This window comes from Amycolatopsis sp. WQ 127309, assembly GCF_023023025.1.
GTDB lineage: Bacteria > Actinomycetota > Actinomycetes > Mycobacteriales > Pseudonocardiaceae > Amycolatopsis.
Genome location: NZ_CP095481.1, coordinates 1,579,361 through 1,597,549, shown reverse-complemented (window position 1 = coordinate 1,597,549; position 18,189 = coordinate 1,579,361). Strand labels below are relative to the sequence as shown.

The following is an 18,189-nucleotide window of genomic DNA, read 5'->3' as shown; positions in this document are numbered from 1 at the left end:
CGCTGGCACAATCGAAGTAGTGGACGCTCTTCTGCCGAGACCCCGCGCCGAACTGGCGCCGGGCGCGGTGCACCTGCCCGACTGGCTCGATTTCGACGCGCAGCGCGACCTCGTCGCCGCCTGCCGCGGCTGGCCCGGCTACCGCAACACGACCTACCCCAACGGCGGCGTGATGTCGGTCAAGACCGTCTGCCTCGGCTGGCACTGGTACCCGTACGGCTACTCGCGCACGACCGACGACGGCCGGCCGGTGCTGCCGTTCCCGGACTGGCTCGGCGACCTCGGCCGCCGCGCGCTGGCGGACGCGTACGGCGAACCGGCCGAGGACTACGAGCCCGACACCGCCTTGGTCAACTTCTACGCCGCGAAGACGAAGATGGGGCAGCACCAGGACAAGGACGAGCAGAGCGCGGCCCCGGTGGTCTCACTCAGCCTCGGCGACACGTGCGTCTTCCGCTTCGGCAACACGGAGTCGCGCAACAGGCCGTACACCGACGTCGAGCTGCACTCGGGCGACTTGTTCGTCTTCGGCGGGGCGTCCCGGTTCGCCTACCACGGCGTCCCGCGGACGTTGCCGGGCACGGCGGACCCGGCGCTCGGCCTGACCGGCCGGCTGAACATCACGCTGCGGGTGTCCGGGTTCTAGGCGGTCTCGGTCTCCGGGACCATGACGAGCCGGACGGCCAGTGCGCGGGACCCTTCGGGGTGCTCGCCCGGTGCGGTGACGTACTTCCAGATCAGGTTCTGGTACTCCTCGACGAACGACGCGATCTGGTCCTTCGTCAGGCGCAGCCCGGAGCGGTGGATCTGGTTCCAGCCCTCGGCACTGTCGTACCCCGCGTACGCCCGCGTGACCAGGCCGATGTCGTGGCTCATCTTGAGCGCGCCCAGCTTCAGTGCGGCTTCGCGCTCGTCCGGCGACATCTCCAGGCCGGGTGGCGTGAAGATGTCCTTCGACAGCGCTTTCCACCAGCGCTCGCGGCCGGTGGAGCGCTCCTCGATCTCCGCGATCAGGTCCAGGTCGGCGAGCTTGCGGAGGTGGTAGCTGGTCGTCCCGGTGCTTTCGCCGAGGGCCTTCGCGACGCTCGTCGAGTTCGCTTCGCCGTGTTCGCCCAGGTAGGACAGGATGTCGCGGCGCACGGGGTTGGCCAGGGCCTTGTAGAAGGCCTTGAGATCCGCGCCGGTGAGGACCCGCCGCTCGGGACGTTCGACCATGCCCGGAGCGTACTACAGAGACTGTTTGCAAAGAATCTCTGCATTCGGCTACCTTGGGTTTCAGGGGTACGAGACTTCGGGGGTTTCGATGCGGAAGGTCTTCTGGGCGGCGGGACTGTGCCTGCTGCCGTGGATCGCGGTACTGGGGATGACACTGCCGGACGTCTATCCGGCGCAGCACTGGAGCCTGGCGTGGACGGGCTTCGACGCAGCGGAGGCGGTCGGCCTGCTCGCGACGGCCTGGCTGCTCGGCCGCGGCGACGCGCGGATGCCGTTCGCCGCGATCGGCACGGCCACGCTGCTGCTGACCGACGCCTGGTTCGACGTCGTCACGGCCGGCGACGACGTCGTGTTCTCACTGCTCATGGCCGGGCTGGCGGTGCCGCTGGCCTTCGCGTGCCTGTCGGTGGCCCTGCCGCGGCCGGCGGTCACGGCCCATGTCTGAGCTGAGCCCGCGGCTGCGCGACGAGATCGACGACCAGGTCGCGGAGGCCTTCGACGCCTACCTGGCCGAGCGTCTCGCCGAGCCGGGTCCGCTGCGCACCGCGGTCCGTGCGCGGTGGTGGGTGCCGGCGGTCGCGGCGCTACTGGGGGTCGCCGCGACCCTGCTGGTCTGCCGCGGCTGGTCGTGAGAAGCGCAGCGTCTGGCCGGGGCGCAGCTGGGCGGCGACGTCCAGGTCCTCCTCGTCGACGACGGCGATCACCGGGTAGCCGCCCGTCGTGGGGTGGTCGGCGTGGAACAGGATCGGCTGGCCCGAAGGTGGCACCTGCAGTGACCCGGGCACGCACGGCTCCGACGGCAACTCGTCGTGGCGGGTGCGGGAAAGGGGTGGTCCGACCAGGCGGATGCCGACGCGGTCCGAGTCCGGCGAGACCGTGTACACAGTGGACAGAAGCCGCGCCGGGTCGGTGAACCAGTCGCGACGCGGGCCCGGCGTTACGCGCAGAACGGGGTCGGAAAGAAGGGCCGCGCGCGGCGCGAGATCGACCGTGGGGAACCCGGGCGGCGGAGACCCGATCGGCAGCAGCATTCCCGCGGCGAGCGGTGGCGGGCCCAGCTTGCCGAGGGTGTCCGTCGACCGCGAGCCCAGCACCGGCGGGACGTCGATGCCGCCGCGGACCGCGACGTAACAGCGCAGTCCGGTCGACGCCATGCCGAGCGCCAGTTCCTCGCCCGGCCAGAGTGTGATCGGCCCGTTCAAGCCGCCCTTCGACAGCGGGCAGTCCGCGCCGGTTACGGCGATCGTCGTCAACGCCGTCGCGCGCAGCACCAGGCCGCCGAGCGTGACCTCCAGGCCCGCGGCCCCCGACGGGTTGCCGACGAGCCGGTTGGCCAGCCGGAACGAGCCGCGGTCGGCGGCGCCCGAACGGCCGACGCCGAGGGCCGCGTGGCCGGGGCGGCCGAGGTCCTGCACGGTCGTGGCGAACCCGGGCCGGCGGATCTCGAGCTTCACGAAACCTCCCGGAAGCGCACGCGCGTCCCCGGCGGCAGCAGGTTCGGCGGGTCGCGCTCGACGTCCCACACCGGCGCGTCGGTGCGTCCGAGCAGCCGCCAGCCGCCCGGCGACGCGCTCGGGTACACCGCGCTGTACTCGCCCGCGATCGCCACCGAACCGGCCGGGATGCGCGTCCGCGGCGACGATCGGCGGGCCACGTGCAGCACCGGGTCCGCGCCGGACAGGTAGGCGAACCCGGGCGCGAACCCGCAGAACGCCGAGACGTACGACCCCGCGCTGTGCCGGGTCACGACCTCTGCGACCGAAAGCCCGGTCTCGGCCGCGACCTCCGTCAGGTCCTCGCCGTCGTACACCACCGGGATGACCACCTCGTGCGCGTCGGCAGGCTGACTGTCCACAGGGGACACTTGACGCAGCAGGGCGCCCAGCCGGTCAGCGGAGGTCACCGCCGGGTCGAAGCGGACCAGCAGCGTGCGCGCGGCCGGAACCAGCTCTTCGACACCGAGAGGCGGGGCCTGCGTCAATGCCGCTTGGTAACCGAGGACGTCGTCGACCTCCACGAGCACTGCCCGCCGCCCGCACGGCAGCAGCCGGACGGTCATCCGGTGAACGCGGTGAGCGGCACACCCGCGTCGGTCAGTCCGTCGCGGATCCGCCGGGCCAGCTCCACCGCGCCCGGCGTGTCCCCGTGCACGCACAGGGAGTCCGGGCGCAGGTCGAGCTGGGCGCCGTCGGCCGTGACGACCCCGCCGCCGGTCGCCATGGCCACCGCGCGCTCGGCGACGGCGCCGGGTTCGTGCAGCACGGCGCCGGGCTGCTTGCGCGACACCAGCCGGCCTTCCGCGGTGTAGGCCCGGTCGGCGAACGCCTCGGCGTACGCCACGACCCCGGCCTTTTCCGCCTCCCGCTGCATTTCCGAGTCCGGCAGACAGAGCAGCGCGAGCGCCGGGTCGTACCGGCGCAGGCCCTCGACGATCGCCGCGGCCTGCTCCGGGTCGGCCGCCGCGGTGTTGTACAACGCGCCGTGCGGCTTCACGTACGTCACGCGGCTGCCGGCCGCGCGGGCGAACGCGTCGAGCGCGCCGATCTGGTAGAGCACCTCGTTGGCCAGGTCCTCCGGGGCGATGTCGAGCGCGCGCCTGCCGAACCCGGCCAGGTCGTGGTAGCCGACGTGCGCGCCGATCGCGACGTCGCGATCGGCCGCCAGCTCGCACACGTGCCGCATCACCGACGGGTCGCCGGCGTGGAAGCCGCAGGCGACGTTCGCGCTGGTCACGATGTCGAGGACGGCTTCGTCGTCGCCCATCTTCCAGGCGCCGAAACCCTCGCCGAGGTCGCTGTTCAGGTCCATTTCAGCCCACCCGGTATTCGCTGTCGTGGCGGTCGGTGATGAACATGTACCCCGGCGCGTGGGTGATCGCGTACGGCGGCCGCGACGCCATCAGCGCCGCCTGCGGGGTGACCCCGCAGGCCCAGAACACCGGGACGTCACCGTGGGCCGCGTCCACCGGATCACCGAAGTCCGGCCGCGAAAGATCTTCGACGCCCAGCGTACGCGGGTCGCCGATGTGCACCGGCGCGCCGTGGACGGCCGGCATCGCGCGGGTGATCCGGATGGCGTCGTCGACGCGGTCCTCGGGGAGGTACCGCATCGACACGACCATCGGGCCGAAGAGCCGCCCGGCGGGTTCGCACGGCCGGTTCGTCAGGTACATCGAGACGTTGCGGCCCTGCTCGACGTGCCGCAGCGGGATGCCCTCGGCGGCCAGCGCCGTCTCGAACGTGAAGCTGCAGCCGATCGAGAAGGCGACCATGTCGCTGCGCCACAGCCCTGTCGCGTCCGAGACCTCGCCGGCGAGCACGCCGTTCTGCCAGATCCGGTAGCGCGGCAGGTCGGTGCGCAGGTCCGCGCCGCCGGCCAGCTTGGTGCCCGGGTCGCCGGGGTCGGTGACGTCGAGCAGCGGGCACGCCTGCGGGTTGCGGGTGCAGAACAGCAGGACGTCGTAGGCCCAGTCCTGCGGCACGGCGATCAGGTTGGTCTGGGTGAAGCCGCCGGCCCAGCCGGTGGTGGGGCGGGCCGTGCCACGGCGGAACGCTTGGCGGGCTTGCTCCGGCGTGAACGTGGCGGGTTGGTCGAAGGTCGTCATGAGTTCCCCCTCAGTCAACGAGTTCGATCCCTCGGGTCTCGGGCAAGCCCAGCAGGGCGAGCGCGGCGATGGCGTAGCCGATGGCGCCGAACACGATCGCGCCGCCCGCGCCGAGGAAGCCCACGACGGTCGGGAAGATCGCGCCGACCGCGCGGCCGAAGTTGTACGTGAAGCCCTGGCCGGTGCCGCGCACCGTCGTCGGGTACAGCTCGGCGAGGTACGCGCCGAAGCCGCTGAAGATCGCGGACATCGAGAAGCCGAGCGGGAAGCCGAGCACCAGCACGAGCCCGTTGGCGCCCTTGGGGATCTGGGTGTACGCGACGATCAGCCCGGCCGACAGGATCGCGAAGGTCAGGAAGGTTTTCTTGCGCCCCATCAGGTCCGTGAGGTAGCCGCCGCAGACGTACCCGACGAAGGCGCCGGTGATCAGGAAGGCGAGGTAGCCGCCGGTGCCGATCACGGTCAGTTCGCGCGTCTTCTTCAGGTACGACGGCAGCCACGTCGAGATCGTGTAGTACCCGCCCTGGACGCCGGTCGCGAGCAGCGCGGCGAAGAACGTCGTGCGCAGGAGGTCGCGGTGGAAGATCTTGACCAGCGTGCCCTTGACGCGCTCGCCCTTGAGACGTTCCTCCGCGCGGGGCGCGTCCTTGACGCTCTTGCGGACCCAGAGCACGAGCAGCGCCGGGATGACGCCGGTCCAGAACATGATGCGCCAGGCCAGGTCGGGGCTCGCGAGGCTGAACACGACGGTGTAGACGATCACCGACAGGCCCCAGCCGACCGCCCACGCGCTCTGCACGAACGCCACGGTCCGGCCGCGGTAGCGCGCCGAGGAGTACTCCGCGACCAGCGCCGCGCCGGCCGCCCACTCGCCGCCGAAGCCCAGGCCCTGCAGCGCGCGGAAGATCAGCAGCGTCTCGAAGTTGGGTGCGAACCCGCAGAGCACGGTGAACACCGTGTACATCGCGATGGTGATCTGGAGCGTGCGGACGCGGCCGATGCGGTCGGCCAGCATGCCGGCGCCGATGCCGCCGACGGCCGACACGACCAGCGTCGTCGTGCCGAGCAGGCCGGCTTCGCCGCTCGAAATGCCGAAGTACGCGGTGATCGCGGCGAGCCCGAGGGGCAGGGTCTGGTAGTCGAACGAGTCCAGGCCGTACCCGCCGAACGCGCCGGCGAAGGCGAGCCGGCCGCGTTTCCCCAGTGTGCGGAACCAGTCGAACGGCCGGGCCTCGGTTGCTGTGGCAGTCATGTCGGGCACCTCCAGGCCAGTGTCTCATCGTGGCGTGCCTCACACAGTAAGGATTGTTCAACAATTCCACAAGAGTGCAATTCGATCGTCCCCTGTGTGACGGGTACCATCGTCGCCGTGGTCATCGAAGACAGCGTGGTCCCGGACCTTCCCGGCCTGGAGGCCGATCGCGGCCTGGTCAGCCGCAAGAGCACCGCCGAGCGGGTGGCGGGCGTCCTCCGCAAGCGCATCGCGGAGGGCTTCTTCCTGCCCGGCGGGCGGCTGTCGGAGCAGGACATCGGCAACGCGCTCGGCGTCTCGCGCAACACGCTGCGGGAGGCGTTCCGGCTGCTCACGCACGAGCGGCTGCTCGCCCACGAGCTCAACCGCGGGGTGTTCGTGCGGATCCCGAGCATCGAGGACGTCGTCGACATCTACCGCGTGCGCAAGATCATCGAGTGCGCCGCGGTCCGGGGCGTGACGGCGAAGCCGGCGTCGTTCCCGCGGATCAAGGAGAAGGTCGACATCGGCGACGAGGCCGCCCGCAACGGGAACTGGAAGGACCTCGGCACCGCGAACGTCTGGTTCCACCAGGAGCTGGCCGCGCTGTCGGGCAGCGAGCGCGTCAACGAGCTGGTCGGCCGGCTGACCGCCGAGCTGCGGCTGGTGTTCCACATCATGGCCGAGCCGCGCCGCTTCCACGAGCGCTACCTGCCGCGCAACCACGAGATCCTGGACCGCGTCGAGGCGGGCGACGGCCCGGGCGCGGAGCAGCTGCTGATGAAGTACCTGGAGGACGCGGAGGAGCAGCTGGTCGAGGCGTACGCCGACCGCGCGGCCGCCGCCCGGGCGGCGATCGCCGTCGAGTAGTGCGTCTTCGGGCACGCTTGCGGTCCGGACGGGCCGAGCCCGGCGTTCCCGGGCCGCGGACTGGATAACCTCAGCGCGGTTTCGCCGCCGGATACCCCCAGCGGCCCGCGAAACCCGGCTGCCGGGGCGTGACTACCCCCAGGGTCACCCCCGGCAGTCCCGAAACGGCACGCGGCACCCCTGAACGCCGAAGTCCGTGAACGCCGAAGTCCGTGAATGCCACATTGACGGACACTATGTCCCTCAATGTGGCATTCACGGACTCTCAGGGGTGGTGCGTCAGCCGGCGTAGCGGGCGAAGATCCTCGTGAAGTCCCACGCCTGCTGGGAAACGCCCGAACACGTGTCGTCGTTCGGGTACGCCCCGGGGCAGGGGCGGTCGCGGTTCGCGGACCAGAACGTCAGCCGGGCCAGGTGGTGCGTGTTCGCGTAGGCCAGGATAGTGGTGAAGTCGGCCAGGGTGACCGTCTCGCTGTTGTCCGTGATGCCGTTCATCGACGAGATGCCCGAGTGCCGGTAGGCCGTGTCGTCGTCGTAGCCGTAAGCCGACTTGACGACGTTCTTGAGGCCCTCCGCCGCGCGCTGCGTGAGCGTGCCCATGTTCTGGCCGGCGCCGCCGAAGTCGAACGGCATGATGACCCAGCCGTCGACCGTGAGCCCGGACTGGGCCGCGCGGTTCACCAGGCTGTTGTCCGGCCCCGACTGCCCGGTGCCGAACGTGACGTACAGCTTGATGCCCGCGTTGTTCGCCCGGATCGTCTTCAGCGCGTCGACCGTGCGCTGCTGCACGGTCGGGTTGCTGTAGGCGTCGGCCTCGATGTCGATGTCGATCGCCTTGAGGCCGTAGGCGCTGATCACCTTCTGGTACGCCGCCGCCAGCTCACCCGCGCTGCCGCACGACGACTCCAGCTTGTTGCCGGAGTAGCCGCCGAACGACGGGATGACGTCGCCGCCGCCCGCCCGCACGGTGTTGATGGTGTTCTGGTCGACGCCGCCGGTCAGCGCGCGGCCGCCGTCCCACTGCGGGTTGCAGTAGCCGTTGGACAGCACGAACGCCAGCGTGAACCACTTGACGCCGGTGGCGTTCTGGATCGTCGCCGGGCTCGGCGGGTTGCCCCAGCCGTTGTAGAGGTACGGCGCGACGGCCATCACGCCCGGCCCGGTCGGCGGCGGGGTCGTGCCGCCGCTCGGGAGCGTCCACTGCTGGTTGGCGCTGCTCGCGCACGTCCAGATCTGCAGGCGGGTGCCGTTCGCCGAGCTGTTGCCGGTGGCGTCGAGGCACTTGCCCGACCCGGTGTTGACGAGGTTCTTCGCCGCGTTGGCCGTCCACTTCTGGGCGTTGGAGCCGTTGCAGTCCCAGAGCTGGATCAACGCGCCGTTCGCCGTGCCCGCGCTGGTCACGTCGAGGCACTTGCCCAGCGCCTGCAGGGATCCGTCGGATCCGACCGTCCATTGTTGAGCGTTCGAGCCGTTGCAGTCGTAGAGCTGGATCGCCGTACCGTTGGCGGTGCTCGCCGCGTTGACGTCGACGCACTTCCCGGCGATGCCGGTGATCGGCCCGGTCGCCGCCTGCGCGACGCCCGGGGCGAGCACCAACGCCGACGTCGCTGCTATCAGGGCGCCGAATGCTGCCAGTTTCTTCATGCGGGCACGTTCCACTTCTGGTTGGCGGCGCCGGTGCAGGTCCAGATCTGCAGCCGGGTGCCGTTCGCACTCGAATTGCCGGTCACGTCAACGCACTTGCTCGACGCCGCCCCGACGAGGTCCTTGGCCGCCGTCGCCGCCCATCTCTGGTTGGCCGTCCCGCCGCAGTCCCACAGCTGCAGCTGCGCACCGTCCGCTGTGGACTGTCCGGTCACGTCGAGGCACTTGCCCAGCGCGCGGAGCGTGCCGTCGGTGCCGACCGTCCACTGCTGCGCGGCCGAGCCGTTGCAGTCGTAGAGCTGCACGGCCGCGCCGTTCGCGCTGCTGCCGCTCGCGACGTCCAGGCACTTGCCGCCGAGGCCGGTGATCGGCCCGGTCTTGCCGGTGCCACCCCCGCCGCCGGTGCCCTGGTTGCCCGCCCAGGTGAACGTCGCCGACGTGTGGCCGGGCAGGTTGTAGGTGAACGACGAGCCGCCCCAGTTCACCCGGACGCTCTGGTTGCCGGTGCTGGTGTTGTACGCGATCAGCGCCTTCGAGCCGTCCGGGTTCTTCCAGGCGACGTTGCGGACGGTCGCGTTGTCGTTCGAGTCGATCCGGACCGCGCCGGGCTTCACGAACTTCGTCAGGTGACCCATCGTGTAGTACTCGACGGTGTAGTCGACCTGGCCGTTGCGGCCGTCTCCATTGTGGACGGTCACGAGGCCGGTGCAGGTGTCACAGCCGCCGTTGTGCGGGTTGTGCGCCTGGTCCATCGCCAGGCTCCACTTGGTGACCGTGCGGCTCCAGTTGCGCGTGTAGTCGACGATGTTCGTCATGTCCTCGGCCTGCTGGTTCGACACCCAGGTGCCGCCCGAGTGCTCGGTCGAGTACGCGTTGACGCTCGGGTACTGGTTGTGCACGGTCGTCTGCTGCGAGACGTTGCCGCCGTAACCGTGCCACGCCATGCCGCCGAAGTTCGGGTCGTTGCGGATGGCGGCGTCGTCCATCGTGGGCGCCGCGAAGGACTGGTACTGGTCCCAGTTCCAGTCCAGCGCGAGGACCTTTGTGGACAGTCCGGCGCTGTGCAGCGCGGGCAGCAGGTTGGTCTTGGTGAAGTACGCCAGGCCCGCGCCGTTCCAGTTGGTCGACGGGTAGCTCGCGCAGCACGTCGGTTCATTTTGGACGGTCAGGTAGTTGATCGGCACACCGGCGGCTTGGTAGGCCTGGACGTACTTGACGAAGTACTGCGCGTAGGCCGGGTAGAACTGCGACTCGACCCAGCCGAGCAGGTAGCTGTCGTTGTCCTTCATCCACGGCGGCGCGCTCCACGGCGAGGCCATGACCTTGATCTGCGGGTTGAGCTGCAGCGCCTGCTTGGTCAGCGGCAGCACGTCCGCCTGGTCGTGCGCGATGGAGAACTTCGCCAGGTTCGGGTCGGTCTGCCCGGCGGGCACGTCGTCGAACGTGTAGCTGTTGCGCGCGATGTCCGACGCGCCGATCGGGTTGCGCAGGAAGCTGATGCCGATGCCCGCGTTGGGGTCGAAGAGCTTCTGCATCACCGAGTTGCGCGTGCTGGCGCTGAGCAGGTTGCTCGAGTTGAGCAGCCACGCGGCGGAGTCGGTGAACGACGCGCCGGCGCCCTCGAACTGCTGGTAGGTGGTGTTTTCGTTGACGTTGATGGTCTGGCCGCCGGTGCCGGTGCCCGCGGTGAAGCTGATCGGCGTCTGCTGCTGCAGGCCACGGGTGACGTTGACGCCCTTGGCGTCGTCGGTCGTGGTGAGCCAGACGTTCACGGCTTCGCCCGCGGCCTGCGCGGGCACGGCGAAGGCGGCCGCGGCGAGCGCGGTCACGCCCAGCAGGGAAAGGAGAGAGCGTTTTCTCATGGGAGCGTCCACTTCTGGTTCGCGCCGGACCCGCAGGTCCAGATCTGGAGCCGGGTGCCGTTGGCGGAGCTGTTGCCGGTGGCGTCGAGACACTTGCCGGAGCCCGCGTTGACGAGGTTCTGCGAGCCGTTCGCCGACCACTTCTGGGCGTTGCTGCCGTTGCAGTCCCACAACTGGACGGTGGTGCCGTTGGCCGTGCCCGCGCTGGTGACGTCGAGGCACTTGCCGAGCGCGCGGATCGTGCCGTCGGAACCGACCGTCCACTGTTGCGCGGTGGTGCCGTTGCAGTCGTAGAGCTGGACGGCGGCGCCGTTGGCGCTGCTCGCCGCGTTGACGTCGACGCACTTGCCGCCGACGCCGGTGATCTGCCCGCCACCGGCGGGCGGCGGGGTGGTGGTGCCGCCGGCGAACTGCGTCGCGACCTGCTCGCCGAGGCTGGTGGCGTTGTTGTGGTTTTCGATCGGGTTGACGTGCGTGTTCGGGAACACGATGTACGTCACCGGACCTTCGGTGCCGCCGTTGGACGGGTCGGGGTTGATGCCGAGGTTGACGGCGGTGGCGTAGGAGGCCTCACCGATGATGCTCGTCGGCCCGGTGTCGCCGACCACGGCGTAGGTGACCTGGTTGTTGTAGATCACCGCCACGACCGAACCGCCGTCGATGCCGTAGTTGCGGTAGTCCCATGTGGACGTCGGCTGCGGCAGGACGATGTAGGGCAGCTGGGCCGCGTTGAGCGGCTGGTCGGTCGAGGTGTGGAACGCGGTGTCCGGGTAGAAGCAGCAGTCGGTCTGCTCGTTGCACTGGGAAGTGCGGACGCCGTCGCAGTCGATGTCCATGTCGGCCTTGAAGAACACCGCACCGTTGGCCTGGCAGACGGGCACGGTCGCCGCGCCGCCTTCGTCGAAGGAGTACTTGCCGTTCGAGATCTGCTGGCAGGACGTCGTCTTCGCGAGCAGCTGGCTCGCGGACGGACCCGCCTCGACCGCCGCTTGCGCGGAGGTGGACGTCAGGAAAGAAAGCGCTAACAGGGCACACCCCATTAGCGCGACGAGAAATCGCCGCACTTGGATTCTCCTGTGGGGTAAGGGGTCGTGAGTGGTAATTCGGGTTCTAACCCGAATTACCACTCACGAGGGGGACCGGGTCAGGGCGTGGTCCACTTCTGGTTCGCGCCACCGCCGCAGGTCCAGATCTGCAAGCGGGTGCCGTTCGCACTCGAATTGCCGGTGGCGTCGAGGCACTTGTTCGCTTGGGGGTTCACGATGTCCTTGGCCCCGCTGATCGCCCACTTCTGGGCGGCGGTGCCGTTGCAGTCGTAGAGCTGGACCGCTGTCCCGTCGGCGGTGCCGGCCGCGTTGACGTCCATGCACTTGCCGAGGGCGCGGATCGTGCCGTCGGTGCCGATGGTCCAGTTCTGCGCGGCGTTGCCGTTGCAGTCGGTGATCTGGATCGGCGTGAGGTTGGCGGTGCTGGCGCCCGCGACGTCGACGCACTTGCCGCCGATGCCGGTGATCCGCCCGGTGCGCCCGGACGGCGGGGTGGTGCCGCCGCCGGTGTCGTTGGTGACGTGGACGTAGTCGACGACCAGCTGCTGCGGGAACGTCGTGCTGCTGTTGGGGTCACCGGGCCAGTACCCGCCGACGGCGAGGTTGAGGATGATGAAGAAGTTGTGGTCGTAGACCCAGCGGTTGCCGTTCAGGTCGGACGGCGTGCGCGTCTGGTAGAGGTTGCCGTCGACGTACCACTTGATCTGGTTGGGCGCCCAGTCGACGGCGTAGGTGTGGAAGTCGTCGGAGAAGTTGGGGCCGTTGTAGGCCGCGCCGATGCCGCCGGCGCCGGAGTAACCGGGGCCGTGGATGGTGCCGTGCACGGTGTTCGGCTCGAAGCCGACGTTCTCCATGACGTCGATCTCGCCGTCGGTCGGCCAGTTGCCGCCGCCGAGCATCCAGAACGCCGGCCACATGCCCTGCCCGCGCGGCAGCTTCATGCGCGTCTCGAAGTGGCCGTAAGCCTGGCTGAATTTGCCGGAGGTGTTCATCCGCGCGGAGGTGTACTCGCAGCGGCCGTACCAGCAGTTGTAGTTGCCGGGGTTTTCCTTCTTGGCCGTGATCACGAGGTGGCCCTGGCCGTCGAGCTGGGCGTTGTTCGTGCCGGAGGTGTAGTACTGGCGTTCGTGGTTGTTGACGTTGTCGCCGGTTTCGAGCTGCCACTTGGAGCCGTCGACGGCGGACCCGGCGGGGCCGTTGAAGTCGTCGGTGAAGGTGGCCGCGGCTTCGGCGGCGGGTGCGGTCAGTGCTTGCTGCCCGAGGACGAGCAGCGAGCCGACGGCCAGTAGCGCCGCTGCTCTTCGCAACTTGCGGAATTTCGAGGTGGACATCTTTGTCGCCTCTCTCACCGTGGGGACCGGCGTTCCGCGCGCAGCACGGAACGCGGGGAGGGGAGGGTGGCCGTGCATGCCGGGGCGGCGGCAGGCGTGACCGGGCATCGCGGTGCCGTCCGCGGTCCGGGGCGGGTGGATCGCGGGCGACGAGGGGTTCTACAGGGCTTTGTTGTGCCTGGCAACAAAGTATGCATGGTCCAGACAAGTCGGGCAACAGTCGGACCGTCATTTTTTTTCAACCCGAATTAAGGGTGGGTTGCTGACGGGTGTGGGCAGCCCGAGGTGCCGCTGAGCTGCAGAAGCCGGGTTCCCGCTCAGCGGGGCATGGCGGTTGTCCACAGGGTTGTCGGGTTGTGGATGGGGGGTGCTTCTGGTGGGGCTTTCGCCGGGGGTTGTCGGGTGGGGTCGATACGCTGGAGCGGGGATGGACCCCCGGGGAGGGTGGGTGCCGCTCTGGGGTCCCGGCGCGGCCGACACGGTGGCGGGAGTGGCCGACACGGCGGCCGGCGTGGCCGATACGGCGACGGGTGTGGCCGACACGGTGGCGGGTGTGGCCGATACGGCGACGGGTGTGGCCGACACGGTGGCGGGTGTGGCCGACACGGCGACGGGCGTGGCCAACACGGTGACGGGAGTGGCCAACATGCCGGCCGGCGTGGCCAACACGGCGACGGGAGTGGTCAACACGGCGACGGGCGTGGCCAACACGGCGACGGGTGTGGCCGACACGGCGGTCGGCGTGCCCGGCACGCCGGGGGTGTCGGGGATACCCGGCGTGTTGGCCGCTCCGGTGAGTGTGTTCGCCGCTGCGGGCGCCGTGTTGGCCGCTCCGGTGAGAGTGAGGGCGAGGGTGAGAGCCCGGTCAGGCCGCGTCGGAGTTTGATGCTCCTGGCTTGGCCAGCCGAGACGTCGCTCCCTGCTCCAGCAGGTCCGCCACCGGCAGCGTCGCCGCGCCCGTCGCCACTGCGTCCAGGCCCAGGGACCCCAGCTGGATCGACGTCTGGCTGAACGGGTGCCGTAGTGCGTGCTCGCCCGCGGCCTCGCGGATCCTGGGCAAGAGCTGCTCGCCCAGGGCCAAGCCCGCCCAGCCGCCGATCACTATGCGTTCCGGGTTGAACAAGTTGATCAAGTTCGCGATGCCCGCGCCCAGGTAGCCCGCCGTGTCGTCCAGGACTCTCGCCGCCGTTTTCGACTTCGGGGCCGCCTCCAGCAGGGCCGAGAACTGCGCCTGCTCGTCCGCTCCCGGGATGTCCTTGCCGCGCGCCCTCCGGTACCGCGTCAGCACGCCCTCCGCGCCGATGTACGCCTCCAGGCAGCCGTGTGCGCCGCAGCGGCACTGTGCGCCGCCGTACGCGATCGTCGTGTGGCCCCACTCGCCCGCGCTGCTCGTCGAGCCGCGGTACGTCGAGCCGTCCGCCACCACCGCCGCGCCCACTCCCGAGCCGATCAGCGCTATCACCGCGTGCTTCGCGCCGCGGCCCGCGCCGAACCACATCTCCGCCTGGCCCTGGGTCTTCGCGCCGTTGTCGACGAACAGCGGCAGCGTCACCCCGGCGTCGCGCAGCAGGTCCGTGAGCGGGACGGCGTCCCAGCCGACCGTCGGCGCGTGCACCAGCACCCGCTCGCCCTGCTCGACCGTGCCCGGGACGCCGATGCCGACGCCGAGCACGGCGGAGTCCCCGATGCCCGCGCTGGCGAACACCTCGCGCAGCCCGGACGTCACCTGCTCGACCGCGGTCGCCGGGTCCGGCGCCGCCGGGAGCGGGTGGTCGACCGTCGCGAGGCGGTTCATCGCCAGGTCGAACAACTCGATCTTGACGCCGGTCTCGCCGATGTCGACGCCGACGACGTGGCCGTACGCCGGGTCGACGCGCAGCAGCACGCGCGGCCGGCCGCCGTCCGATTCCACCTGGCCCGCTTCGGTGATGAGCCGTTCCTCGCCCAGTTCGGCGGTGACGTTGCTGACCGTGGCGGCACTCAGTCCGGTCAGCTGGCTGAGCTCGTGCCGCGACAGCGGGCCGTCGAAGTAGAGTTTCGACAGCAGCAGGGAACGGTTGTGCCGCCGCAGATCGCGGACGGTGGTGCGCTTGCTCGCCATGGGCAACCCATCTGAACTCTTACCGGCTACTGACAGGATGCCTGATCACCCTAAGTTGTGGCCATGTATTAACTGGTGAACTAAGTCCCGAACTGATGGTCGCACCGCATGTGTCTGGCACAATCCCCACCGTGACCCAGGTGGTGCGGCAGACGACCAGAGACCTCCGGCGGCACAACCGTGCGGCGCTCCTCTCCACCCTCTACCTCCACGGCCCCGTCAGCAGACTGGAACTGGTAGCTGAATCGGGACTTTCGGCCGCCACCGTTACGAACGTCGTGGCCGAGCTGATCGCGGACGGCGTCGTCGCCGAAGCCGGATCGGTCGAATCGGACGGCGGACGGCCGCGGACGCTGCTGGCCGTGCGGCCGGATTTCGGCCACGTCGTCGGCGTCGACGTCGGCGAGACGCACGTCGAGGTCGGCCTGTTCGACTGCGCGCTCGGGACGCTGGGCACCGTGCGCCACCCCCTCGTCGGCACCCGGCTCGACCCGGGTGAGGTCGCCGCGCTGGTGCGCGCCGGCATCGCCGAGGTGCTCGAGGGCGGGGACGCCGCCGCGGTGTTCGGCGTCGGCATCGGCGTGCCCGGGGCGGTCCGCGACGGCGGGATCGTCCACGCGCCCACCCTGGGCTGGCGCGGCGTGGCCTTCGCCGACCTCATCCGCCCGCACGTCGTCGCGCCGCTGCACTTGGACAACCGCGCCCGCACCCTGGGCCAGGCCGAGAGCTGGCTGGGGGCCGGCCGCGGCGCCGGCCGCGCCATCGTCGCCCTGCTCGGCGTGGGGGTCGGGGCCGCGGTCGCCACGGCCGGGCCGTCGCACCCGGGCATCACGACCAGCGAGTGGGGGCACACGGTCGTCAAGGCGGGCGGCGCGGCCTGCCGTTGCGGATCGCACGGCTGCCTGGAGGCCTACGTCGGTACCGAGGCGGTCGTCCGGCACTACGCCGATCGGGTGGGGAAAGATCCCGTCATCGGGGACGAAAGCGACGCCGAACTGGCCCACATCGTGGCGGAAGCGCAGGTCGCCGGGCCGGCCGCGGAGGTGCTGGCCGAGACCGGCGAGTACCTCGGGATCGGCATCGCGAACCTCATCAACCTGCTCAGTCCCGACCGGGTGGTGCTTTCCGGCTCCGCAGGGGCGATCATGGGTCCGGCGATCCTGCCCGCCGTGCGTGACGCGGTCGGCCGGCACGCGCTCGGCTACCTCGCCGGGCGCACCGAAGTCGTCCTCGGCCGGCTCGGGCCGGAGGCCGTCGCGCTCGGCGCGGCCACCCTGCCGGTCGCGCAGCTGCTCGCCGCGGGCGGCCGGACCGGCTGAAACCTTTGCGTCGCAAGGGGTAAACCGCCGGTCGGCCCAAGCCTGCGAGTTCTTTCAGGACTTAAACTTAGGTACAAAACGTTACCGCCGTGTTATTGACGTGACCCGAGTCACCCGGGTTGACTCGTGACGTCGTTCGGTCGCCGGCGGTCGGGGCTCGCTACCAGTCGACACGGAGTAGTCGTCGATGACCAGGAGGAACCGATGCGAGTCAAGCGCTCCATCGTCGCAGCGCTAGTGGCACTAATGGCCCTGGGGGGCCTGACCGCGTGCGGGGGAGGTAGCTCGAGCGCAGGTCAGGGCAACCCCAACGCCGTGCTCAACGTGGGGATGCCGAACGGCCCGCAGTCGGAGAACAACAACCCGTTCCTCGAGACGTCGGCCGCGGCCAACCTCGGGTACCGGTGGACGATCTACGAACCCCTGGTGATGCTCAACCGCGTCAAGCCGCAGGAACCCGGCAAGCCGTGGCTGGCCACCAAGTGGGACTGGTCGGACAACTACAAGAAGCTGGTCCTGACCGTCCGGGACAACGTGAAGTTCTCCGACGGCCAGCCGATGACCGGCGACGACGTGGCGTACACGTTCGGCCTGCTGAAGGACAACAAGGCGCTGAACATCGACGCCGTCCCGTACAAGGACATCACCGCGGCCGGCAACCAGGTCACGCTGGGCTTCGACAGCTCCCAGTTCGTCAACCAGGTCAAGATCCTGCAGACGATCGTGGTGCCGAAGCACATCTGGCAGGGCATCAAGGACCCGGCGCTCGACACGATCAAGAACCCGGTCGGCACCGGCCCGTACACGCTCAAGTCGTTCACCCCGCAGACGGTGATCGTCAGCCAGCGCGAGGGCTACTGGCAGGAAGCGCCGAAGGTCAAGGAGATCCGCTACACGTCCTACACGGACAACAACGCGCAGGTCTCGGCGCTGGCCAGCGGTGCGGCCGAGTGGAGCTTCGTCTTCATCCCGAACTACAAGGCCGTCTACACGAACAAGGACCCCGAGCACTACAAGCTCTGGTTCCCCGCGCAGCTGGCCGTCCACGGCCTGTGGTTCAACACCGAGAAGGCCCCCTGGAACAGCGCGCCGCTGCGCCAGGCGATCAGCAAGGTGATCAACCGCGACGACATCTTCAACCAGGGTGAGGCGGGTTACTTCTACCCGAAGAACGACCAGGTCACCGGCATCCCGACGCCGGCGGGCGACCCGTTCATCGCGCCGCAGTACCAGGGCCAGACCGTCAAGGTCGACGTCGCGGCGGCCAAGGCGCAGCTCACCGGCGCCGGCTTCACGTTCAACGGCGACAAGCTGCAGGACCCGTCCGGCAAGCCGGTCACCCTCAAGCTCACGGTCCCGTCGGGCTGGTCGGACTACATCACCGACCTGGAGATCATCAAGGACAACCTGTCGCAGATCGGCATCACCGCGACGGTCGACAAGATGAACCAGGACGCGTGGACGAAGTCGGTCGACACCGGTGACTTCGAGGGCCTGATGCACTGGACCAACGACGGTGCGACGCCGTACGACATGTACCGCGACGTCATGGACGGCAACCGCTACAAGCCGACCGGCCAGGGCAACATCAACGGCAACTACGGCCGCTTCAAGAACGACGAGGCGACCAAGGCGCTCGAGACCTACGCCAACGCCGAGGACGACGCCTCCCGCACCGCCGCCATGGCGACGCTGCAGAAGATCATGATCGACCAGCAGCCGATGATCCCGACCTCGGCCGCGAACTCGGGTGGCGAATACAGCACGAAGAACTGGACGGGCTGGCCCGAGGAGGCGAACCCGTACGCCCCCGCGCAGCCCACCCTGCGCAACGCGCTGGACATCATCCTGCACCTGAAGCCCGCGGCCTGATCGATGGCGGACTCAGGTGTGAAGACCGAATACGGGGACGGCCACGGCGACGCCGCGGCCGCCCCGGCCCCCTCCGATCCGGCCGCGGCCGGAT

The 18,189-nt window shown here is 69.8% G+C and carries 18 protein-coding genes; 7 read left to right on the top strand and 11 right to left on the bottom strand.

Annotation, left to right across the window (positions count from 1 at the left end; all coding sequences use genetic code 11):
* Nucleotides 1–19 precede the first annotated feature (19 nt).
* Entirely contained in the window at nt 20–646 is a 627-nt protein-coding gene (locus MUY22_RS06975) for an alpha-ketoglutarate-dependent dioxygenase AlkB (protein WP_247058276.1), read from the top strand.
* Here MUY22_RS06975 and MUY22_RS06970 read toward each other — a convergent pair.
* Nucleotides 643–1,215 carry a transcriptional regulator gene (locus tag MUY22_RS06970; RefSeq protein ID WP_247058273.1) on the bottom strand — a complete coding sequence of 191 codons (573 nt, stop codon included), beginning with the start codon at nt 1,213–1,215 and terminating at the stop codon, nt 643–645. The two genes, MUY22_RS06975 and MUY22_RS06970, sit on opposite strands and share 4 nt — an antisense overlap.
* A gap of 88 nt (nt 1,216–1,303) precedes the next feature.
* Between MUY22_RS06970 and MUY22_RS06965 the strand changes: the two genes are divergently transcribed.
* Nucleotides 1,304–1,660 carry a hypothetical protein gene (locus MUY22_RS06965; protein WP_247058271.1) on the top strand — a complete coding sequence of 119 codons (357 nt, stop codon included), beginning with the start codon at nt 1,304–1,306 and terminating at the stop codon, nt 1,658–1,660.
* Nucleotides 1,653–1,847 carry a hypothetical protein gene (locus MUY22_RS06960; protein WP_247058269.1) on the top strand — a complete coding sequence of 65 codons (195 nt, stop codon included), beginning with the start codon at nt 1,653–1,655 and terminating at the stop codon, nt 1,845–1,847. Before MUY22_RS06965 ends, MUY22_RS06960 begins: the two co-directional genes overlap by 8 nt.
* Here the strand turns inward: MUY22_RS06960 and MUY22_RS06955 are convergent.
* From MUY22_RS06955 to MUY22_RS06935, 5 genes are read right to left on the bottom strand one after another with little or no spacing between them, the layout of a single operon-like run.
* Nucleotides 1,800–2,669, bottom strand: coding sequence for a biotin-dependent carboxyltransferase family protein (locus MUY22_RS06955; protein ID WP_247058267.1), 870 nt, complete (start codon nt 2,667–2,669; stop codon nt 1,800–1,802). The genes MUY22_RS06960 and MUY22_RS06955 overlap by 48 nt on opposite strands.
* On the bottom strand, nt 2,666–3,274 hold the full coding sequence (locus MUY22_RS06950) for an allophanate hydrolase subunit 1 (RefSeq protein WP_247058265.1): 609 nt from the start codon (nt 3,272–3,274) through the stop codon (nt 2,666–2,668). The genes MUY22_RS06955 and MUY22_RS06950 overlap by 4 nt, the downstream gene beginning before the upstream one ends.
* Nucleotides 3,271–4,023, bottom strand: coding sequence for a LamB/YcsF family protein (locus MUY22_RS06945; RefSeq protein WP_247058263.1), 753 nt, complete (start codon nt 4,021–4,023; stop codon nt 3,271–3,273). Before MUY22_RS06945 ends, MUY22_RS06950 begins: the two co-directional genes overlap by 4 nt.
* Before the next feature lies 1 nt (nt 4,024).
* Complete coding sequence (locus MUY22_RS06940; protein ID WP_247058261.1) at nt 4,025–4,819, bottom strand: putative hydro-lyase; 795 nt, start codon at nt 4,817–4,819, stop codon at nt 4,025–4,027.
* A gap of 10 nt (nt 4,820–4,829) precedes the next feature.
* Nucleotides 4,830–6,071 carry an MFS transporter gene (locus MUY22_RS06935; protein WP_247058259.1) on the bottom strand — a complete coding sequence of 414 codons (1,242 nt, stop codon included), beginning with the start codon at nt 6,069–6,071 and terminating at the stop codon, nt 4,830–4,832.
* 117 nt (nt 6,072–6,188) lie between these two features.
* Between MUY22_RS06935 and MUY22_RS06930 the strand changes: the two genes are divergently transcribed.
* Complete coding sequence (locus tag MUY22_RS06930) at nt 6,189–6,920, top strand: GntR family transcriptional regulator (protein WP_247063703.1); 732 nt, start codon at nt 6,189–6,191, stop codon at nt 6,918–6,920.
* Between the two features lie 279 nt (nt 6,921–7,199).
* On the opposite strand, the gene MUY22_RS06925 is transcribed toward MUY22_RS06930, so the two are convergent.
* The 4 genes from MUY22_RS06925 to MUY22_RS06905 all read right to left on the bottom strand — a co-directional run bounded on the left by MUY22_RS06925 (nt 7,200) and on the right by MUY22_RS06905 (nt 12,803).
* Nucleotides 7,200–8,564: a chitinase gene (locus tag MUY22_RS06925; protein WP_247058257.1), complete on the bottom strand. Its 1,365-nt coding sequence runs from the start codon at nt 8,562–8,564 to the stop codon at nt 7,200–7,202.
* Nucleotides 8,561–10,426, bottom strand: coding sequence for a ricin-type beta-trefoil lectin domain protein (locus tag MUY22_RS06920; protein ID WP_247058255.1), 1,866 nt, complete (start codon nt 10,424–10,426; stop codon nt 8,561–8,563). Before MUY22_RS06920 ends, MUY22_RS06925 begins: the two co-directional genes overlap by 4 nt.
* The gene (locus tag MUY22_RS49450) at nt 10,423–11,466 is read right to left on the bottom strand and encodes a ricin-type beta-trefoil lectin domain protein (protein ID WP_256475643.1); all 1,044 of its coding nucleotides are present in this window, start codon (nt 11,464–11,466) and stop codon (nt 10,423–10,425) included. The genes MUY22_RS06920 and MUY22_RS49450 overlap by 4 nt, the downstream gene beginning before the upstream one ends.
* 104 nt (nt 11,467–11,570) lie before the next feature.
* Nucleotides 11,571–12,803 (bottom strand): glycoside hydrolase family 16 protein, encoded by a 1,233-nt coding sequence (locus tag MUY22_RS06905; RefSeq protein ID WP_247058253.1) that lies wholly within the window; start codon nt 12,801–12,803, stop codon nt 11,571–11,573.
* A gap of 490 nt (nt 12,804–13,293) precedes the next feature.
* Here MUY22_RS06905 and MUY22_RS06900 point away from each other — a divergent pair, with 490 nt between their 5' ends.
* Nucleotides 13,294–13,689, top strand: coding sequence for a hypothetical protein (locus tag MUY22_RS06900; RefSeq protein ID WP_247058251.1), 396 nt, complete (start codon nt 13,294–13,296; stop codon nt 13,687–13,689).
* Here MUY22_RS06900 and MUY22_RS06895 read toward each other — a convergent pair.
* Complete coding sequence (locus MUY22_RS06895) at nt 13,669–14,904, bottom strand: ROK family transcriptional regulator (RefSeq protein ID WP_247058249.1); 1,236 nt, start codon at nt 14,902–14,904, stop codon at nt 13,669–13,671. The genes MUY22_RS06900 and MUY22_RS06895 overlap by 21 nt on opposite strands.
* A gap of 131 nt (nt 14,905–15,035) precedes the next feature.
* On the opposite strand from MUY22_RS06895, the gene MUY22_RS06890 reads away from it, so the two are divergent.
* Nucleotides 15,036–16,223, top strand: a complete 1,188-nt coding sequence (locus MUY22_RS06890) for an ROK family transcriptional regulator (protein WP_247058247.1) — start codon at nt 15,036–15,038, stop codon at nt 16,221–16,223.
* A 246-nt stretch (nt 16,224–16,469) separates the two neighbouring features.
* Nucleotides 16,470–18,095 carry an ABC transporter substrate-binding protein gene (locus MUY22_RS06885; RefSeq protein ID WP_247058245.1) on the top strand — a complete coding sequence of 542 codons (1,626 nt, stop codon included), beginning with the start codon at nt 16,470–16,472 and terminating at the stop codon, nt 18,093–18,095.
* The last annotated feature ends 94 nt before the right edge of the window (nt 18,096–18,189 follow it).